The sequence below is a fragment of the Sandarakinorhabdus sp. genome (genome assembly GCF_051860625.1).
Classification (GTDB): Bacteria; Pseudomonadota; Alphaproteobacteria; order Sphingomonadales; family Sphingomonadaceae; genus Sandarakinorhabdus.
The window spans coordinates 1-15,974 of the sequence record NZ_JBHYDQ010000009.1; the positions used below are offsets into that span (position 1 = coordinate 1).

The 15,974-nt window shown below is 64.8% G+C and carries 15 protein-coding genes and 3 pseudogenes; 4 read left to right on the forward strand and 14 right to left on the reverse strand.

Annotation, left to right across the window (positions count from 1 at the left end):
* The 4 genes and pseudogenes from ACTIEZ_RS09740 to ACTIEZ_RS09755 all read right to left on the reverse strand — a co-directional run.
* Window positions 1-206: pseudogene (locus ACTIEZ_RS09740) on the reverse strand (transposase); the annotation flags it as partial.
* 87 nt (window positions 207-293) lie between these two features.
* Window positions 294-649, reverse strand: a pseudogene (locus tag ACTIEZ_RS09745) (helix-turn-helix domain-containing protein); the annotation flags it as partial.
* Window positions 650-718: 69 nt separating this feature from the next.
* A pseudogene (locus ACTIEZ_RS09750) lies at window positions 719-868 on the reverse strand (S4 domain-containing protein); the annotation flags it as partial.
* The gene (locus ACTIEZ_RS09755) at window positions 865-1,179 is read right to left on the reverse strand and encodes a hypothetical protein (RefSeq protein ID WP_439546483.1); all 315 of its coding nucleotides are present in this window, start codon (window positions 1,177-1,179) and stop codon (window positions 865-867) included. The gene ACTIEZ_RS09755 and the pseudogene ACTIEZ_RS09750, both read right to left, overlap by 4 nt.
* Window positions 1,180-1,215: 36 nt before the next feature.
* Between ACTIEZ_RS09755 and tgt the strand changes: the two genes are divergently transcribed.
* Entirely contained in the window at window positions 1,216-2,358 is a 1,143-nt protein-coding gene (tgt, locus tag ACTIEZ_RS09760; protein WP_439546484.1) for a tRNA guanosine(34) transglycosylase Tgt, read from the forward strand.
* Here tgt and ACTIEZ_RS09765 read toward each other — a convergent pair.
* The gene (locus ACTIEZ_RS09765) at window positions 2,334-3,449 is read right to left on the reverse strand and encodes an NAD(P)/FAD-dependent oxidoreductase (RefSeq protein ID WP_439546485.1); all 1,116 of its coding nucleotides are present in this window, start codon (window positions 3,447-3,449) and stop codon (window positions 2,334-2,336) included. The genes tgt and ACTIEZ_RS09765 overlap by 25 nt on opposite strands.
* Window positions 3,446-4,477, reverse strand: a complete 1,032-nt coding sequence (locus tag ACTIEZ_RS09770) for an alpha/beta hydrolase (protein WP_439546486.1) — start codon at window positions 4,475-4,477, stop codon at window positions 3,446-3,448. Before ACTIEZ_RS09770 ends, ACTIEZ_RS09765 begins: the two co-directional genes overlap by 4 nt.
* 64 nt (window positions 4,478-4,541) lie before the next feature.
* Between ACTIEZ_RS09770 and ACTIEZ_RS09775 the strand changes: the two genes are divergently transcribed.
* From ACTIEZ_RS09775 to ACTIEZ_RS09785, 3 genes are all read left to right on the forward strand, one after another.
* Entirely contained in the window at window positions 4,542-4,841 is a 300-nt protein-coding gene (locus tag ACTIEZ_RS09775; RefSeq protein WP_439546487.1) for a hypothetical protein, read from the forward strand.
* A 67-nt stretch (window positions 4,842-4,908) separates the two neighbouring features.
* Window positions 4,909-5,169, forward strand: coding sequence for a hypothetical protein (locus ACTIEZ_RS09780; RefSeq protein WP_439546488.1), 261 nt, complete (start codon window positions 4,909-4,911; stop codon window positions 5,167-5,169).
* Between the two features lie 5 nt (window positions 5,170-5,174).
* A complete protein-coding gene (locus ACTIEZ_RS09785; RefSeq protein ID WP_439546489.1) occupies window positions 5,175-5,780 on the forward strand; it encodes an AAA family ATPase in 606 nt (201 codons plus the stop codon).
* Between the two features lie 21 nt (window positions 5,781-5,801).
* Here ACTIEZ_RS09785 and ppdK read toward each other — a convergent pair whose 3' ends face one another.
* The 8 genes from ppdK to ACTIEZ_RS09825 all read right to left on the reverse strand — a co-directional run bounded on the left by ppdK (window position 5,802) and on the right by ACTIEZ_RS09825 (window position 15,809).
* Window positions 5,802-8,465, reverse strand: coding sequence for a pyruvate, phosphate dikinase (gene ppdK, locus ACTIEZ_RS09790; RefSeq protein ID WP_439546490.1), 2,664 nt, complete (start codon window positions 8,463-8,465; stop codon window positions 5,802-5,804).
* A 68-nt stretch (window positions 8,466-8,533) separates the two neighbouring features.
* Window positions 8,534-10,972 (reverse strand): glycine--tRNA ligase subunit beta, encoded by a 2,439-nt coding sequence (gene glyS / locus ACTIEZ_RS09795; protein ID WP_439546491.1) that lies wholly within the window; start codon window positions 10,970-10,972, stop codon window positions 8,534-8,536.
* Entirely contained in the window at window positions 10,969-11,841 is an 873-nt protein-coding gene (locus ACTIEZ_RS09800; RefSeq protein WP_439546492.1) for a glycine--tRNA ligase subunit alpha, read from the reverse strand. The genes glyS and ACTIEZ_RS09800 overlap by 4 nt, the downstream gene beginning before the upstream one ends.
* Before the next feature lie 35 nt (window positions 11,842-11,876).
* Window positions 11,877-12,200 (reverse strand): cytochrome c, encoded by a 324-nt coding sequence (locus ACTIEZ_RS09805; RefSeq protein ID WP_439546493.1) that lies wholly within the window; start codon window positions 12,198-12,200, stop codon window positions 11,877-11,879.
* Complete coding sequence (locus tag ACTIEZ_RS09810) at window positions 12,200-13,372, reverse strand: molybdopterin-dependent oxidoreductase (RefSeq protein WP_439546494.1); 1,173 nt, start codon at window positions 13,370-13,372, stop codon at window positions 12,200-12,202. Before ACTIEZ_RS09810 ends, ACTIEZ_RS09805 begins: the two co-directional genes overlap by 1 nt.
* A 38-nt stretch (window positions 13,373-13,410) precedes the next feature.
* Complete coding sequence (gene ychF, locus ACTIEZ_RS09815) at window positions 13,411-14,511, reverse strand: redox-regulated ATPase YchF (protein WP_439546495.1); 1,101 nt, start codon at window positions 14,509-14,511, stop codon at window positions 13,411-13,413.
* A gap of 51 nt (window positions 14,512-14,562) precedes the next feature.
* The gene (gene pth, locus ACTIEZ_RS09820; protein ID WP_439546496.1) at window positions 14,563-15,135 is read right to left on the reverse strand and encodes an aminoacyl-tRNA hydrolase; all 573 of its coding nucleotides are present in this window, start codon (window positions 15,133-15,135) and stop codon (window positions 14,563-14,565) included.
* 65 nt (window positions 15,136-15,200) lie between these two features.
* Window positions 15,201-15,809 carry a 50S ribosomal protein L25/general stress protein Ctc gene (locus ACTIEZ_RS09825; RefSeq protein WP_439546497.1) on the reverse strand — a complete coding sequence of 203 codons (609 nt, stop codon included), beginning with the start codon at window positions 15,807-15,809 and terminating at the stop codon, window positions 15,201-15,203.
* Between the last annotated feature and the right edge of the window lie 165 nt (window positions 15,810-15,974).

A 15,974-nucleotide genomic window follows, 5' to 3' on the forward strand; every position in this document is an offset into this window, starting at 1 on the left:
GCTTCGGCGGCGACGGCATCGGTGGCCCGGTAAATGTCCTTGAGCGCGGCTGCCAGTCCCTTGCGGTCCTTCCAGGATGCAAAATCCATCGAGTTGCGCAGGAGATGGACGATGCACGTCTGAACGATCGCGTCGGGGAACACCGCCGTGATCGCGTCTGGAAAGCCCTTGAGGCCGTCGACGACGGCGAGCAGGATATCCGGGACTGTAAGGATTTTCGTGTGCGGGCGGGCGGTTGAACATTACGCCGCCATGGCCCGGATGAAGCCCTCGCCGAAGATGACGGCGAACTGGGCCTTGGCTATGGCGCGAACCGTCCAGTGCGTTCCTCGTGGCCGGGCGGCTGCAGCGTCAACGCCACGACCTTCTCGACCAGCTCCGGCTTAAGCGGGACAATGCCCGGAGGCCGGGTCTTGTCACGCAGCAAGCCATCGACACCCCGGGCCATGAAGCGTTCCTGCCAGCGCCACACGCAGGTCTTCGACTTGCCCGTCGCTGCCATGATCGCAAGCGTGCCCAACCCTTGCTGGGTGAGCAAAATAATTCGGGCCCGCCAGACGTGCTTCTGTGGCGATCCTCGCGCCGCCACAGCCGATTCAAGCAGATCCTTGCCCGAGGGCGAGACGTCGATCCTGATACCCGTGCGCATCCAGATTCATCGCACGCCAAGGCATCAGTGGGAATCCCGAAAGAGACTCATCCGTCTCGGTCAATCCACTAGTGGCGCATCATCGGCCAGCGTATCACCGGACTTGGCAATCTTGCGGGTGTTCGAAAACACCAGCCCGGCCATCACCAGCGCCTGGGCGCGGGCGCGCGATTCCGCCAGCCCGCGCGCTACCAGCAATTGATCCACGCGAATCTTCAGGGCCTTGTGCCTTTGGGGAGCGCCTCGAACCGGCCGAAGCGGCACAGGCTGAACACTTCAGGCGTGAAATTGTCCCGCACTTCGAACAGATCATTGGCGCACAGCCGCGGGCTTGCTTCACGGCGCACCAAGCTGCGGTTCGGCTGCAAGCCGGGGCAGCCATCGGGCAGCACGGAGCGATGCCAGCGCCCGCCGGCGCGGACCATGAGCGTCTGTTCGTCCACAACCTTGTGATCCAGTTGCCGGCCGACAATCAGGCAGGTGGCCGGCTCCGGCGCGGCAGCAGCAAGGGCGATCAACAACGCGAACATGTTTGCCAAGACTGCCACAGACTTTATGAGCGGCCAATGACCCGTTTTGCCTTTCAGGTGCAGGCCCGCGACGGCAAGGCGCGCACCGGCGCCATCACCATGCGGCGTGGCACCATTCGCACGCCCGCCTTCATGCCGGTGGGCACCGCCGCCACCGTCAAGGCGCTGCGCGCGTCCGAAGTGCGCGCCGCTGGTGCCGACATCATCCTGGGCAACACCTATCACCTGATGCTGCGCCCGTCGGCCGAACGCATTGCGCGGCTGGGCGGTCTGCATGCCTTCATGGGCTGGGACCGGCCGATCCTGACCGACAGTGGCGGCTATCAGGTGATGAGCCTGGCCAGCCTGACCAAGCGCAGCGAGGACGGCGTGACCTTTGCCAGCCATCTGGACGGCACCCGCCACATGATGAGTCCGGAACGATCGATGGAAATCCAGCGCCTGCTGGGCAGCGATATCGTGATGGCCTTCGATGAACTGGTGGCGCTGCCGGCGCCGCGTGAGGTGGTGCAGGCGGCGATGGACCGATCCATGCGCTGGGCAGCGCGCAGCCGGGCGGCGTTTGATGCTGGCGAGGAACATGCCGCCGGCGCGGCATTGTTCGGCATCCAGCAGGGCGGGCTCGATGAACGGCTGCGCGCCGAATCTGCCGCGGCGCTGCGGGGCATCGGCTTTGATGGTTATGCCATCGGCGGCCTTGCGGTGGGCGAAGGCCAGCCAGCGATGTTCGGCGTGCTGGATTATGCGACTGCGCAACTGCCCGAGGATGCGCCGCGTTACCTGATGGGGGTGGGCAAGCCCGACGATATCGTCGGCGCGGTGCAGCGCGGGGTGGACATGTTCGATTGCGTGCTGCCGACGCGTTCGGGGCGCAACGGCCAAGCCTTTACCCATGACGGCCCGCTGAACCTGCGCAACGCCGGCCACGCCGAGGATTTGCGGGTCATGGACGCCGATTGCCATTGCCCTGTGTGCCATGGCCCGGACGCGGCCAGCCGCGCCTATCTTCATCATCTGATCAAGGCCGGCGAGATGCTGGGCGCGATGCTGCTGACCCAGCATAACATCGGTTTCTATCAGCAGTTGATGGCCAGGCTGCGCAGCGCGATTGCGGCGGGCGAACTGGATGATTTCGCCGCGCAGTTCCTCGCACGTTACAAAGCGCGAGTCGCCAGATAGGGCGTCGGATCGAGCGGTAGTGAACTGCCGAGGATAAGTGCCGCGCAAAGCCGGCCGGCGGCCGGCGCGGTCTGAATGCCGAAACCGCCCTGCCCCGCGCACCAGAACAGGCCATCGACTTCGCCATCGAAACCGAACAGCGGCGCGCGATCCGGCGCAAAGCTGCGCAAGCCGGCCCAACTGGTTTCCAGCCGCTGCACGGTAACAGTGGTGGCCTGTTCGAACCGGTCGATCACGGTGGCGATGTCCAGATCATCGGGCCGCACATCATGGGGCACATCCGGCGTTTCATCATGCGGGGACAACCACAGCCGGCCGCCATCGGGCTTGAAGTAGAACTGCCCGGCAGCATCCATCACCACCATCAGATCAGCCGGCGGCGGCGGATCGATGCGCAGCACTGCCATCGACCGGCGCAGCGGCTGCACCCCGCGCGGGCGGGCACCGGCCATCACGGCAAGCCCATCCGCCCAGGCGCCGGCGGCGTTGACCAGCACCGGCGCCTGCACCGTCCCGGCGCGCGTGCTGATCTGCCACTGGCCGCCATTACGCTCCAGCCGTTCGACCTCGGCATGGCAGATCAGGGTTGGCCGCGCATCACCGCAGCCGCGCAGGAAACCCTGATGCAGCCCGGCCACATCGATGTCATGGCAATCCGGCTCCAGCAGGCCGCGCTGCCGCCATTGCGGGCGCAACATCGGCGCCGAAGACAGCGCGGCCATGGCGGCGGCATCGAGCCAGCGATACGCGACGCCGCCCGCATCGAACTCGGCCGCCACCCGCTCCAGACCGCCTGCATCGTCAGGCGCCTCGATGGTCAAGCCGGGCCGCAGCGATAGCAAGGCCGGAAACCCGGCCGGCGGCGCCCCGAAAAATTCCCGGCTGGCGCGCGACAGGGGCACGATCTTCGGCCCGCCATAGCTCTCCACCCAGAAGGCTGCCGACCGCCCGGTGGTGTGATAGCCGGGCCTATCCTCCATCTCGATCAGCGCGACGCGCAAGTGCGGATTGGCCTCCAGCAACGCCCAGGCTGTGCTGGCCCCGGCGATGCCGGCGCCGATGATGGCGATGTCGAAACGCGTGTCTGTCATTGGCCCGTGGTCAGAAATGCCACGGCGCGGGCCAGCACCTGGCTGCGCAGCGGTTCGGCTTCGCGCAGCAATTCATGGCCGGCGCCGGGGTAGTTGGCGAAGAGTCCGCCTGGCACCCGCTTGATCAGCCGCTGGGTGGCGGCGCTGTCCACCAGCGCATCCTTGCCGGGGACCAGCGCCAGCAGCGGCGTGCTGATGGCTTCCGGCATCCCGCGTGCCTGCAGCGCGGCGATGCTGGTGAAGGCATCGTCCAGCCAGCCCCAGGTGACACTGCCCAGCGCCAGCGACGGATACTGGCCGATCCACCAGCTTTCGTCACGATAACGGTCGGGATCGCTGGTCAACATGGTCTGACGGCGATCGCCTGCCACGCCCGCCCGCCACGGCCCGCCACCCAGCACATAATCGCTGCCAGCGCCGCGCAACATCTGCAGGCTGGTCAACACACGGGTGGGAAACGGCCCCAGCGGCGCACCGGCCAGCCCGACCATCGGAGCCAGCACCACGGCGCGCGCCACATGAGCACCACCGCCGGCCAGATGGCGCAGCAGCAGATGGCCGCCCATCGAATGGGCCATCACATTCACGGGTCCGTCGGTGGCGGCCCATGCCAGCATTTCCTGCAGATCATCGAGCCACACGCCAAAGCCCGGCGATGCCCCGTGCTGGGGAGTCTTGCCCACCCGGCGGGACAGGCCCTGACCGCGCCAATCGAAGATCGCCACGCCCCAGCCAGCCTCGGTCAGATCGTGCAGCGTTTCGGTATATTTCTCGACGAAATCCGCGCGCCCGGTGATCATCAGGATGGTTCCGGGCCCATCATCCCTGCGCGGCAAGCGCAGGCTGCGCACCGGCCAGCCATCCCGCATCGCCACATAGCTGCTGAACCCGCGCGGCGGCAGCGTGCGGCGGCGCACCAACGGATCGCGCCAGTCCGGCTCGGTCAGATACGCCTTTGCCAGCGCCGCCATGCCGAGCGCCGGCTCAACGACATAGGCGTCTTCCGGGCCAAGTTCGACATCTTCCATCGGCGTGGAATAGCCTGCCGCGCGCGCGCTTGCCAGAGACTTGGTTAACCCATAGGCACAGGGGATGCACAACGGGCTGAAACTGCTGGCCGGGGTTGCGGCCACTCTGGTAGTGGCGCGCGGTGGCGTGATGCATCGAGGCCAGAACCTGATCGCGGCACTGTCGGGCGCCGCTGCCGACGCCGTGGAGGCATCCGGCGTGACAGATGGCAGCGTCAGCTTTCGCGCGCCAAACGGCATGGTAGGCCGCGTCGCCCGCGTGTCCGGCACTGCCGATGCCGCTACCCGCGCCCGCGTGCTGAACCATTTGCGCCAGCATCCCGGCATCGCCGGCGCCCTATGGGTAGAAAGGACAGCGCCATGATCTGGCTGTTCGGCGAAATCTGGGCGCTGGTGCTGGCCGGCTTTGTGGTCGGGCTGGCCACCGGCTGGTGGATGTGGCGGCGTTGACGCTACCGCTGGCAAACCTTATCTTGTCAGGCATGACGCAACAAATAGATGATCGCCGCAATTTGCTGGCCGTGATGCAAGCGCAACAGGCGCTCGTGTCGAATAATGTCAGAACCGAAATTATTGCTGATCTAGCCAAGGGCCGCCGGGTCACCTCCGTGGTCGATGGAAAACTTGTTCATGAATTGGTGGACAACCAGGCCAACGCCGCTGATACCGAATTGCCGGCCGCAACCGTCTGACGACGATGCCAGTGGTCACGATGTTTGCTGGCCCGAATGGCTCCGGCAAATCCACGCTGAAAGCGCAGCATGAAGCTTTGGGCATCGATTTTGGTAGCTGGGTGAATGCCGACGAAATTGCTGCATCGATGTCGGGAAATGCGGTCGACGTCGCTTCGCGCGCACAACTTGCTGCAAGGAGGTTGCGCGACGAATTGCTGGGCGCCGGCTCCGACTATTGTTTCGAAACCGTGATGTCTCACGAAAGCCATCTCGAGCATCTGGCGGCTGCGCACTCGCAAGGCTATTTCGTCAATATCGTCTATGTCGCCATCGACAATCCGTTGGCAAACGTCAGCCGTGTTGCCTTGCGGGCTGCAAAAGGCGGTCATGATGTACCACCTGACCGGATTGTGTCCCGCTGGCACCGCTCCATTGCATTGGTACCCGATGCCTTGGCGCTAGCAGACGCGGCCCTGGTGTACGACAACAGCAGGGCTGACGCGCCCTATCAGCTGCTGGCGCAAAAGGAACAGGGCGTCATCACACTGTTGCGCACAGTCGAGGAATTGCCGAGCTGGTTTGCCGGCTGTCTTCCAGGGCTTCGCGCGCGTGGGATGCTGCCGCGTTGATTGCCCGACGCGAACGCTGCCTTACCCCCGCTTCAACGCCGCCTGTGCCGCCGCCAGCCGCGCGATGGGGACGCGGTAGGGAGAGCAGCTGACATAATCCAGGCCCAGGCCTTCGCAGAACAGGATGCTCGACGGATCGCCGCCATGTTCGCCGCAGATGCCAAGCTTGATGTCTGGCTTGGTGCGGCGGCCGCGTTCGGCGGCCATGGCGACGAGTTCGCCCACACCTTCTTCGTCGATCGAGACGAACGGATCCTTGGGGTATATGCCCTTCTCCACATAGGGCGCCAGGAAACGCGCGGCGTCGTCGCGGCTGATGCCCAGCGTCGTCTGGGTGAGATCGTTGGTGCCGAAGCTGAAGAATTGCGCGTGTTCGGCAATTTCGGCGGCACGCAAGGCAGCGCGCGGCAGTTCGATCATGGTGCCGACCAGATAATCCAGCGTGGTGCCGGTTTGCGCAAATACCTTCGCGGCTTCGGCATCGATGGCGGCCTTGGTCAGCTCCAGTTCCTTGGGCGTCGCCACCAGCGGCACCATCACTTCGGGCACCACCGCTTCGCCGGTTTCCTGGGCAACCAACACCGCGGCTTCAAAGATCGCCCGGGCCTGCATCGCGTAGATTTCGGGATAGGTGATACCCAGCCGGCAGCCGCGATGGCCGAGCATCGGATTGAATTCATGCAGCTCGTTGATGCGGCGGCGCACCACCGCCTCGGTCAGGCCGGTGGCGGCCGCGACATCGGCAAAACCGGCATCATCGTGCGGCAGGAATTCGTGCAGCGGCGGATCGAGCAAGCGGATGGTCACCGGCAGGCCGGCCATCACCCGGAAAATCTCGGCAAAATCGCTGCGCTGTTCGGGCAGCAGTTCGGCGAGCGCAGCTTCCCGCCCGGCCGTGTCTTCGGCCAGAATCATGCGGCGCACCGCGGTGATGCGGGTGGGTTCGAAGAACATGTGCTCGGTGCGACACAGGCCGATGCCTTCGGCGCCGAACTGGCGGGCGACGCGGCAATCAGCAGGCGTTTCGGCGTTGGTGCGGATCTTCATCCGGCGGTGGGAATCGGCCCACACCATCAACGCACCGAAATCGCCGGACAGATCGGGATCGACGGTCGGCACTTCGCCCAGCATCACGTCGCCGGTGGCGCCATCGATGGTGATGCGATCGCCTTCGGCAATGCGGCGGTTGCCGGCCAGCATGGTGCGGCCAACCAGATCGATGCTGATGCTGCCGGCGCCGGACACGCACGGCCGGCCCATGCCGCGCGCCACCACGGCGGCGTGGCTGGTCATGCCGCCGCGCGCGGTCAGGATGCCGCGCGCGGCGTGCATGCCGTGAATGTCTTCCGGGCTGGTTTCGGTGCGCACCAGGATCACCGCTTCGCCCAGCCGGGCCTTTTCCTCGGCAATGTCGCTGTCGAACACGACGGTGCCGCTGGCGGCGCCAGGGCTGGCGGGCAGACCGCGGGCGATCACATCGCGCACCGCCTTGGGATCGAGCGTCGGGTGCAGCAACTGATCGAGCGCGCTGGCCTCCACGCGCAGCACGGCCTCGGCTTCGCTGATCAGCCCTTCAGCAACCGTATCGACGGCGATTTTCAGCGCGGCCTTGGCGGTGCGCTTGCCGGCGCGGGTTTGCAGCATCCACAGGCGATTGTCTTCAACGGTGAATTCAATGTCCTGCATGTCGCGGTAATGGCCTTCGAGCAGATCGAAGACCCGGCCCAGCTCGGCGAACACCACCGGCATCGCTTCTTCCATCGATGCTGCCTTGGCGCCGGCCTTCTCGCGCGCCGCCAGCGTCAGATATTGCGGCGTGCGGATGCCGGCAACAACATCTTCACCCTGGGCATTGATCAGATATTCGCCATACCAGGCGCGTTCGCCGGTGCTGGGATCGCGGGTGAACGCAACGCCGGTGGCGGACGTGTCGCCCAGATTGCCGAACACCATCGCCTGCACATTCACGGCGGTGCCCCAGCTTTCGGGGATATCATTCAACCGGCGATAGGTGCGGGCGCGATCCGACCGCCACGAACCGAACACCGCGCCGATGGCGCCCCACAATTGCTCGTGCGGGTCCTGCGGGAATGGGCGGCCCAGATTCTGCTCGACGATGGCCTTGTATCGGCCGACAAGCGCCTGCAGATCATCGGCATCCAGCCCGGTATCCTGGGTGACGCCCTTGTCTTCCTTGGCGATTTCCAGCGCATCTTCAAACAGATAATGATCAAGCTCCAGCACGACATCGCCGTACATCTGGATGAAGCGGCGATAGCTGTCCCACGCGAAGCGGGCATTGCCCGACGCGGTGGCGAGGCCGACCACCGTCTGATCATTCAGGCCAAGATTGAGCACGGTATCCATCATGCCCGGCATCGACACCCGCGCGCCGGAACGCACGGAAACCAACAAGGGATTGGTGTTGTTGCCGAAATTCTTGCCGGTGGTGGATTCGATGAAGGTAAGCGCGTCGAGCACCGCGGCCTGCACATCATCGGGCAGCCGCCCGCCGGCATCATAATAGGCGGCGCAGACGTGGGTGGCGATCGTAAGCCCGGGGGGAACAGGAAGCCCAATGCCGGCCATCTCGGCGAGATTGGCGCCCTTGCCGCCAAGCAATTCCTTTTGGCGCGCATCGCCCTCGGCCATGCCGCCACCGAACCGGAAAACTGATTTGGTCATCGTTCGTTATCCCTCAACCTACCCGCCTTGCGGCGAGTCACCCGCCCCCGCAAGGGGAGCGGTTATGCTCAGCCCTCAATCTTCGAAAAATCCGCCACCCCATGCACTGCATCGCGGAACCGCGCCAGCAACGCCAATCGCCGCGCCCGGATGCCGGGATCGGGATCGTTGACCATCACATCGGTGAAAAACGCATCCACTGGCACGCGCAGCGAGGCGAGTGCGGCCATGGCATCGGTAAAGCGTTCGTCGGCCACGGCGGCTTGCGCGGTGGGCAGCGCGAGGTCCAACGCCGCCGCAAGCGCCAACTCTCCGCCTTCTCCCCTCCCGCTTGCGGGAGGGGCCGGGGGTGGGTCTTTCTCCGCCGCCTTCAAGATATTCGCCGCCCGCTTGTAGCCGGCGAGCAGATTGGTGCCCTCGTCCGTCTCCACAAACGCCTGCAACGCCTTCACGCGGGCCAGCAGGCGGACGAGATCGTCCTCACCGCCGAGGGCGAAGACGGCATCGATCAGGTCGTGCCGCACGCCGGCTTCGCGCTGCTGGACTTTGAGGCGGTCGGCGAAAAATTCCAGAATCTTGTTAGGGCTACCCCACACAGACATATAAGCTCTGTGTCTTACTGAAAATTCAACGAATCGTTCACTTGCTTCGATTTCAATTACTGGCTTGTTGAAATCTCCCTCTTTATAGAGTGAGATTTTGTTATCCTTTGAATTAAATTTTACCGATGGAAAATCAGACATAATTTCCATAAACGGCCTACCAAGCAACTCAGATATCTCAACCCACTCTTTGTGTGTCTCGAAGCTAGCCGCGCTTTGGGAATGATATTTCAGAACAGATGAAATATTCATTCTGAGCTGATTCTTCAGCATAATCAACAAACAACCTAAGGCTTGCCGCCGCAGCGCAAACGGGTCTTTGGAACCCGTTGGGGACATCTCTCTCGCAAAGAACCCAATCAATATATCCAGCTTATCCGCCAACGCCACCGCAACGCTCACCGGCGCGGTCGGCACGTCATCGCCCTGCCCCACCGGTTTGTAATGGTCGCGGATCGCATCGGCGACGGCCGGGTCTTCGCCGATGGCCAGGGCCAGATAGCGGCCGATCTGGCCTTGCAGTTCGGGGAATTCGCCGACGGTGGCGGAGACGAGATCGGCTTTGGCGAGGCGGGCGGCGCGTGTCGCAAGAGCCGCAACGCTCCCCTCCCCTTCAGGGGAGGGGCTGGGGGTGGGGCTGTCGCTTTCGGGCACCACGTGGGGGGCCCCCCCCCCCCCCCCCCCCCCCGGGGGGGGGGGGGGGGGGGGGGCCCTGTCGCTTTCGGGCACCACGTTCCCCACCCCCGGCCCCTCCCCTGAAGGGGAGGGGAGATAATCACACAGCCACTTCGCCAACGCGGCAACGCGCTCGACCTTGTCGGCGACCGTGCCAAGTTTCTCATGGAAAACGATGCTATCCAGCTTGGGCAGAAACGCCTCCAGCCCGCCGGCGCGGACGGTGGCCAGATCCTGTTCCCAGAAAAACCGCGCATCGGCCAACCGCGCCGACAGCACGCGCTGATTGCCATTGATGATCGCCGCGCCACCGTCGGTCGCATCGAGATTGGCGACGCAGACGAACGCCGGAGCCAGCGCCCCTGCCCCATCATTCAGCGCGAAATATTTCTGGTTGGTGCGCATCGTCAACACGATGATTTCAGGCGGAACCGACAGGAAATCCGGATCGAACCGCCCGAGCAGCGGCACCGGCCATTCGGTGAGGCCGGCATTCTCGGCCACCAGGCCATCATCCGGGATCAACGCCAGCCCAGACTCAGCAGCCAGTTCGGCAGCCCGCGACGCGATGCGCGTGCGGCGTTCGGCCGATGCGGCAATCACATGCGCAGCGCGCAGTTGCTCCACGTAAGTCGCAGCGCTGGTGATGCTGAGCCTGCCCGGCGCATGGATGCGGTGGCCCTGCGTCTCGCGGCCCGATGTCAGCCCATGCGCTTCGCAGGGCAGGACATCGCCATCCAGCAGCGTGACGATGCCGACCAGCGGCCGCACCCAGCGCGCGGACGCTGTGGACTGGCTGGCAGCGCCCCAGCGCATCGATTTGGGCCAGGCAAAATCGCGGACGATCTGCGGGATGATGTCCGCCAGGATCGCAGCAGCGGTGCGGCCTTCGCGGCGCAGCATGGCAAACAGGATTGCGCCCTTGGGGGTCTCGCGCGTTTCCAGCTGGTCGCGGGTCAGGCCGGTCTTTTTCAGAAAGCCTTCGATGGCCTGCGCCGGCGCATCGGCGCGCGGGCCTTTCAGCTCCTCGGCGCTGCCTTCGCTTGCAGAGGCGACATCGTCGGCGATCAGCCACAGCCGGCGCGGGGTGGCGTCGGCGGTGACGGCGCCGTGGGCCAGGCCGGCGGCTTTCAACGCGTCGACGAACCGCGTGCGCAACTGCTCGGCGGCAGCGGCCTGCATGCGGGCCGGAATTTCCTCCGACAGGAGTTCGAGCAGGAACTGGCTCATGCCGCCTGCTCCACCCAAATGTCCGCAACCGCCTTCACCAGATCACGGACGCGACCGATATAGGCCTGGCGTTCGGCAACAGAGATGACGCCGCGGGCATTCAGCAGGTTGAACAAATGGCTGGCCTTGATCGCCTGATCATAGGCCGGCAGCGGCAGTTTGGCCGCCACCAGCGCCCGGCATTCCTCGCTCACATCCTTGAAATGCTGGAACAACCGCTCCGTGTTGGCATGATCGAAATTATAGGCGCTGAACTGCTGTTCGTTCTTCAGGAACACATCGCCATAGGTCACGCTTGGATAACCAGGGGCGGCATCGTTGTAGGCCAGATCATAAATGCTATCGACGCCCTGGATATACATGGCCAGCCGTTCCAGCCCATAGGTCAGTTCGCCCGCCACCGGCGCGCAATCATGGCCGGCGACCTGCTGGAAATAGGTGAACTGGCTCACCTCCATGCCGTCGCACCACACTTCCCAACCGAGGCCCCAAGCGCCGAGCGTCGGGCTTTCCCAGTCATCCTCCACAAAGCGGATGTCGTGCCTGGCGCGATCGATGCCGATGGCGTCGAGGCTGCCGAGATAGAGGCCGATCAGATCGGGCGGGCTGGGTTTCTGGATCACCTGGAACTGGTAATAATGCTGCAACCGATTGGGATTGTTACCATAGCGCCCGTCTGACGGCCGCCGGCTGGGCTGCACATAACAGGCATTCCAAGCGTCCGGCCCCAGGCTGCGCAGCGTGGTGGCAGGGTGGAAGGTGCCGGCGCCCATTTCGAGATCATAGGGCTGCAGGATCACGCAGCCATGGCTGCCCCAATAGGATTGCAGCGCCAAGATCATGGCCTGGAAGGAAAGTGGCTTTGTCACGGTGCAAGGGCCTTAGCGGGCGCAGCATAAGCTGGTCAATCGGCGACCAGCCAATCGAGGATGGCGGCATCATCGGTCGGCTCGATCGGTGCGCCATAAACGCTGCGCATCTTGGCGATGGTTTCGCCCCATTGCATGCGGTTCATCCGCGGCTGCGCGGTGATCATCGTGGCGCTGTGGCAGGCCAGGCAATTATTGTTCACTGCTTCGGATGACACGCCATAACGTTCGGGCAGCAGGCCTTCGTCGTCGGGCAGAGCGACACTGAGGCGGGTGGTGGGCGGCGCAACCATCACAGGCCGCGTCGGCGCGGCGGCGGCGAGCAGCAACAGGGCGGACAGGGCCAAGACAACACGCATCAGATGATCTCCACCGGCACCGGATCGACCCCGGCGCGATTATAGCCCGACGGGTTCCAGTTCTGCCGCAGCGGCTGGGTGTCGCCGGCGGCGTTGGTGGCGCGGGCGATGATGATATGCTTGCCCGGCGGCAACGCCAGCGCGCCGGTGAAGCGCCGGAACGCCCAGCGGCCATGATCGGGGCCAAGCTGCACCGGCAGCCAGGTGGCGCCATTGTCGGCCGACAGTTCCACCGCCTTCACGCCATGATCGCCGCCGAGCGCCAGCCCACGCACCGGGGTGAAGGGGCGCGCCGGCAGCTTCGCGCCGCCGGCAATGTTGGTGATGATGGCGCGTGGACGCATCGCTGTCACCGGTACCCGCGAGCCGGCAGGGGCGCCGGGGGCGACATCAGCGAGCGGGTTGTCCGGCTGCAGATAGGCCTTGGCCATCCAGAAACCGGGGTCTGGCTTGTCGAGCACGGTGATCGAATCGAGCATCTTCACCCACCAGGTGCTGTACCAACCCGGCACCACCAGCCGCAGCGGAAAGCCGTTGAGCAAAGGCAACGCGGTGCCGTTCATCGCCCAGGCGATCAGCACATCATCCGACAGCGCATGATCAACGGGCAGCGATTTTTCATAGTCCGGCGCGCCGTCGTTTACCGGCGCATCCAGCCCGCCGCATTGCACGGCGAAGGCGCCGGATTTCACCCCGGCCAAAGCCAGAACATCCTTCAGCCGCACACCTTCCCACAGGGCATTGCCCATTGCGCCATTGCCCCACTGCGCGCCGGCCACCCGCGGCGCGAACAGGCCGCGGCCATTGCCGGCGCACTGATTGACGGCGGCGACGCGGTGGCGCGGCAGACGGGCGAGATCGCTGAGCGACAGACTGAGCGGCTTGGCGACATGGCCGGCGATGCGCAGCCGGTGGCGCGCGGGATCGATGCTCGTCGGAAAGGGATAGTGCCAGCGGACGAAGAAGCGATCATTGGGCGTGAAATCATGCGCGTCGAACACGCTCAGCGGCGTTTCCAGCAGCGGCGGGCTGGAGCGCTGCAGGATCATCGCGCCCTTTTGCGGGAAGGCGCTGGTGGTGAGGCGCATGGGATTGTCGGTGAATCCCAGATCGACCTGCGCTGCAGCCGGGGTGGCCAAAGCGGACGCGATCAGGGTGCGGCGGGTGAGCATAGTGTGGGTTTAGCCGTGTGCTGCGTGGCGCGCCAGCCTCAGGCGCCGTGGAGGATGTGCATCACATCCCCGTCCACCACCACATAGTCCTTGCCTTCCGCCCGCAATTTGCCGGCCTCTTTTGCGCCGGATTCGCCGCCCAAGGTCACATAATCATCAAAGGCGATCGTTTCGGCGCGGATGAATTTCTTTTCGAAATCGCCGTGGATTTCGCCGGCAGCCTGCGGGGCGCGGGCGCCTTTCTTCACCGTCCAGGCGCGGGCTTCCTTGGGGCCGACGGTGAAGAAGGTGATCAGGCCGAGCAATTCGTACGCTGCGGTCACCACGCGGGTCAGGCCGGTTTCGGTCAGGCCCAGCGATTCCAGATATTCCTGGCGGTCGGCCGGCTCCATGGTGGCGATCTCCGCCTCGATCGCGGCGGAGACGACCACGGCGCTGGCCCCGATGCCGGCGGCCATTTTCGCGACGGCAGCGCTGTGGGCATTGCCACTGGCGGCGCTGGCTTCTTCGACGTTGCAGATATACAGCACCGGCTTGGTGGTGAGCAGTTGCGCGTTTTTCAGGGCGCGGGCTTCGTCGTCGTCCTTCGGTTCGGTGAGGCGGGCGGGCTTGCCCTCCTGCAGCAGCGCCAGCGCCTGGGCCAGCACGGCGGCCTGCACCTTGGCCTCCTTGTCACCCTGCGCGGCCTTTTTCTGGAGCTGCGGCACCCGCTTTTCCAGGCTTTCGAGGTCGGCGAGCATCAGTTCGGTCTCAACCGTCACCGCATCTTCCACCGGATCGACGCGGCCGGCGACGTGAGTCACGTCATCATCCTCGAAACAGCGCAGCACGTGGCAGATGGCGTCCGTCTCGCGGATATTTGCCAGAAACTGGTTGCCCAGGCCTTCGCCCTTCGAGGCGCCCTTCACCAGCCCGGCGATATCGGTGAAGCCCAATTGGGTTTCGATGATCTTCTGCGATTTGGCGATGGCGGCCAATTTGTCGAGCCGGGCATCGGGCACCGCGACATTGCCGACGTTCGGTTCGATGGTGCAGAATGGATAATTGGCCGCCTGCGCTGCTGCCGTCTGGGTCAGCGCGTTGAACAGGGTGGATTTGCCGACATTGGGCAGGCCGACGATACCGCAGCGGATGGGCATTTTGCTGTTCCGGATGAAAGAGGTTTGCCGCGGCTCTCTAGTGCGCCGGCCTCATGCCTGCAACCTGAGCGCCACGTCCGACAGATAACGCGCTTCATCGCCGGCCAGCAGCGTCGGCAATTCGGCGGCCATCACACCGAGCAGATCGGCAAGTGGATCCATTTCGGCCTTGGCGAAATTGCCCAGCACATGGCCGGTGACGCGATCCTTGTGGCCGGGGTGGCCGATGCCGATGCGCACCCGCCGCCAATCGGGGCCAAGATGCGCATCGATGGAGCGGATGCCGTTGTGGCCGGCCGCGCCGCCGCCGTGCTTCAGGCGCAGCTTGAAGGGTGCCAGGTCGAGTTCGTCATAGAACACCGTCAGGGCAGTGGCGGGATCGAGCTTGTAGAAGCGAACGGCCTCCGCAACGCTGCGCCCGCTTTCGTTCATGAACGTGGCGGGCTTCAGCAGCAGCAGTTTTTCGCTGCCGATGCGGCCTTCGGCAGCCAGGCCCTGGAATCGCGGCTTGAACGGGCCGAGGTTCCAGCGCGCGGCGATGGCGTCCACCGCCATGAAGCCGATATTGTGCCGGTGCAGCGCATATTGCGCGCCGGGATTGCCGAGGCCGCAAATTATCTGCACGTCTGGATATGCATTGTCGGGTGGCCAGCGTCGCACCCCACCGTGGCAGGGCGCGACGCCAAGACTCAGGCTGCCGTTTCGGCGGCTTCGCCTTCTTCGCTGCGCATCGCCTTGGGTGCAACGATGGTGGCGATGGTCAGATCAGTTTCGCGGCCGTGCAGCTTCACGCCAGCCGGCAGTTGCACGTCACCAATATGGACCGACGCACCAATCGCCAGGCCGGCGATGTTGACCGTCACTTCATCGGGGATGCTGTTGCCCGGGCAATCCAGCTTCAGTTCGTGGGCCACGATGTTCAGCATGGCGCCTGACTTGATCGCCGACGATTCATCCTGGCCAGTGAAGTGCACCGGCACCGTCACGGTGATCACGCTGTTGCCCTGCAGGCGCAGGAAATCGACGTGGATGGGACGGTCGGTCACCGGGTGGAAGGCGACATCGCGCGGCACGGTGCGCACGATCTTGCCGTCCAGTTCCAGTTCCACGACGGCGCTCATGAAATGGCCGGTGTGCAACTGGCGGACGAGGAGTTTTTCCTCGATGTGGATGGGGGTTGCGGCGCTGCCCGCACCATAGATCACGGCCGGGACACGGCCTTCGCGGCGGATCGCGCGGGAGGCTCCCTTGCCTGCCTTGGCACGAACTTCGGCCGCGAGCTTAACGGTAATGCTCATTGCTCGCTCCTGATTGCAAAATCGCGCGGCCACCCCGCCTCCAGGGATGCGAAAATGGTGACGGCCTCGCGAAGGGCGGCGCTTAGGCGAAGCCGCCGCAAAAGGCAAGCTTCACCGCAGCACCGCACCGCCAGTTTTGACGGTCTGGACGAATCCGGCGGGATT

Bases quoted from the DNA above. Each gene is read 5' to 3' on its own strand.
- ACTIEZ_RS09755 (WP_439546483.1), bottom strand. From the start codon at position 1,179: ATGTTCGCGTTGTTGATCGCCCTTGCTGCTGCCGCGCCGGAGCCGGCC.
- tgt (WP_439546484.1), top strand. From the start codon at position 1,216: ATGACCCGTTTTGCCTTTCAGGTGCAGGCCCGCGACGGCAAGGCGCGC.
- ACTIEZ_RS09765 (WP_439546485.1), bottom strand. From the start codon at position 3,449: ATGACAGACACGCGTTTCGACATCGCCATCATCGGCGCCGGCATCGCC.
- ACTIEZ_RS09770 (WP_439546486.1), bottom strand. From the start codon at position 4,477: ATGGAAGATGTCGAACTTGGCCCGGAAGACGCCTATGTCGTTGAGCCG.
- ACTIEZ_RS09775 (WP_439546487.1), top strand. From the start codon at position 4,542: ATGCACAACGGGCTGAAACTGCTGGCCGGGGTTGCGGCCACTCTGGTA.
- ACTIEZ_RS09785 (WP_439546489.1), top strand. From the start codon at position 5,175: ATGCCAGTGGTCACGATGTTTGCTGGCCCGAATGGCTCCGGCAAATCC.
- ppdK (WP_439546490.1), bottom strand. From the start codon at position 8,465: ATGACCAAATCAGTTTTCCGGTTCGGTGGCGGCATGGCCGAGGGCGAT.
- glyS (WP_439546491.1), bottom strand. From the start codon at position 10,972: ATGAGCCAGTTCCTGCTCGAACTCCTGTCGGAGGAAATTCCGGCCCGC.
- ACTIEZ_RS09805 (WP_439546493.1), bottom strand. From the start codon at position 12,200: ATGCGTGTTGTCTTGGCCCTGTCCGCCCTGTTGCTGCTCGCCGCCGCC.
- ACTIEZ_RS09810 (WP_439546494.1), bottom strand. From the start codon at position 13,372: ATGCTCACCCGCCGCACCCTGATCGCGTCCGCTTTGGCCACCCCGGCT.
- ychF (WP_439546495.1), bottom strand. From the start codon at position 14,511: ATGCCCATCCGCTGCGGTATCGTCGGCCTGCCCAATGTCGGCAAATCC.
- ACTIEZ_RS09825 (WP_439546497.1), bottom strand. From the start codon at position 15,809: ATGAGCATTACCGTTAAGCTCGCGGCCGAAGTTCGTGCCAAGGCAGGC.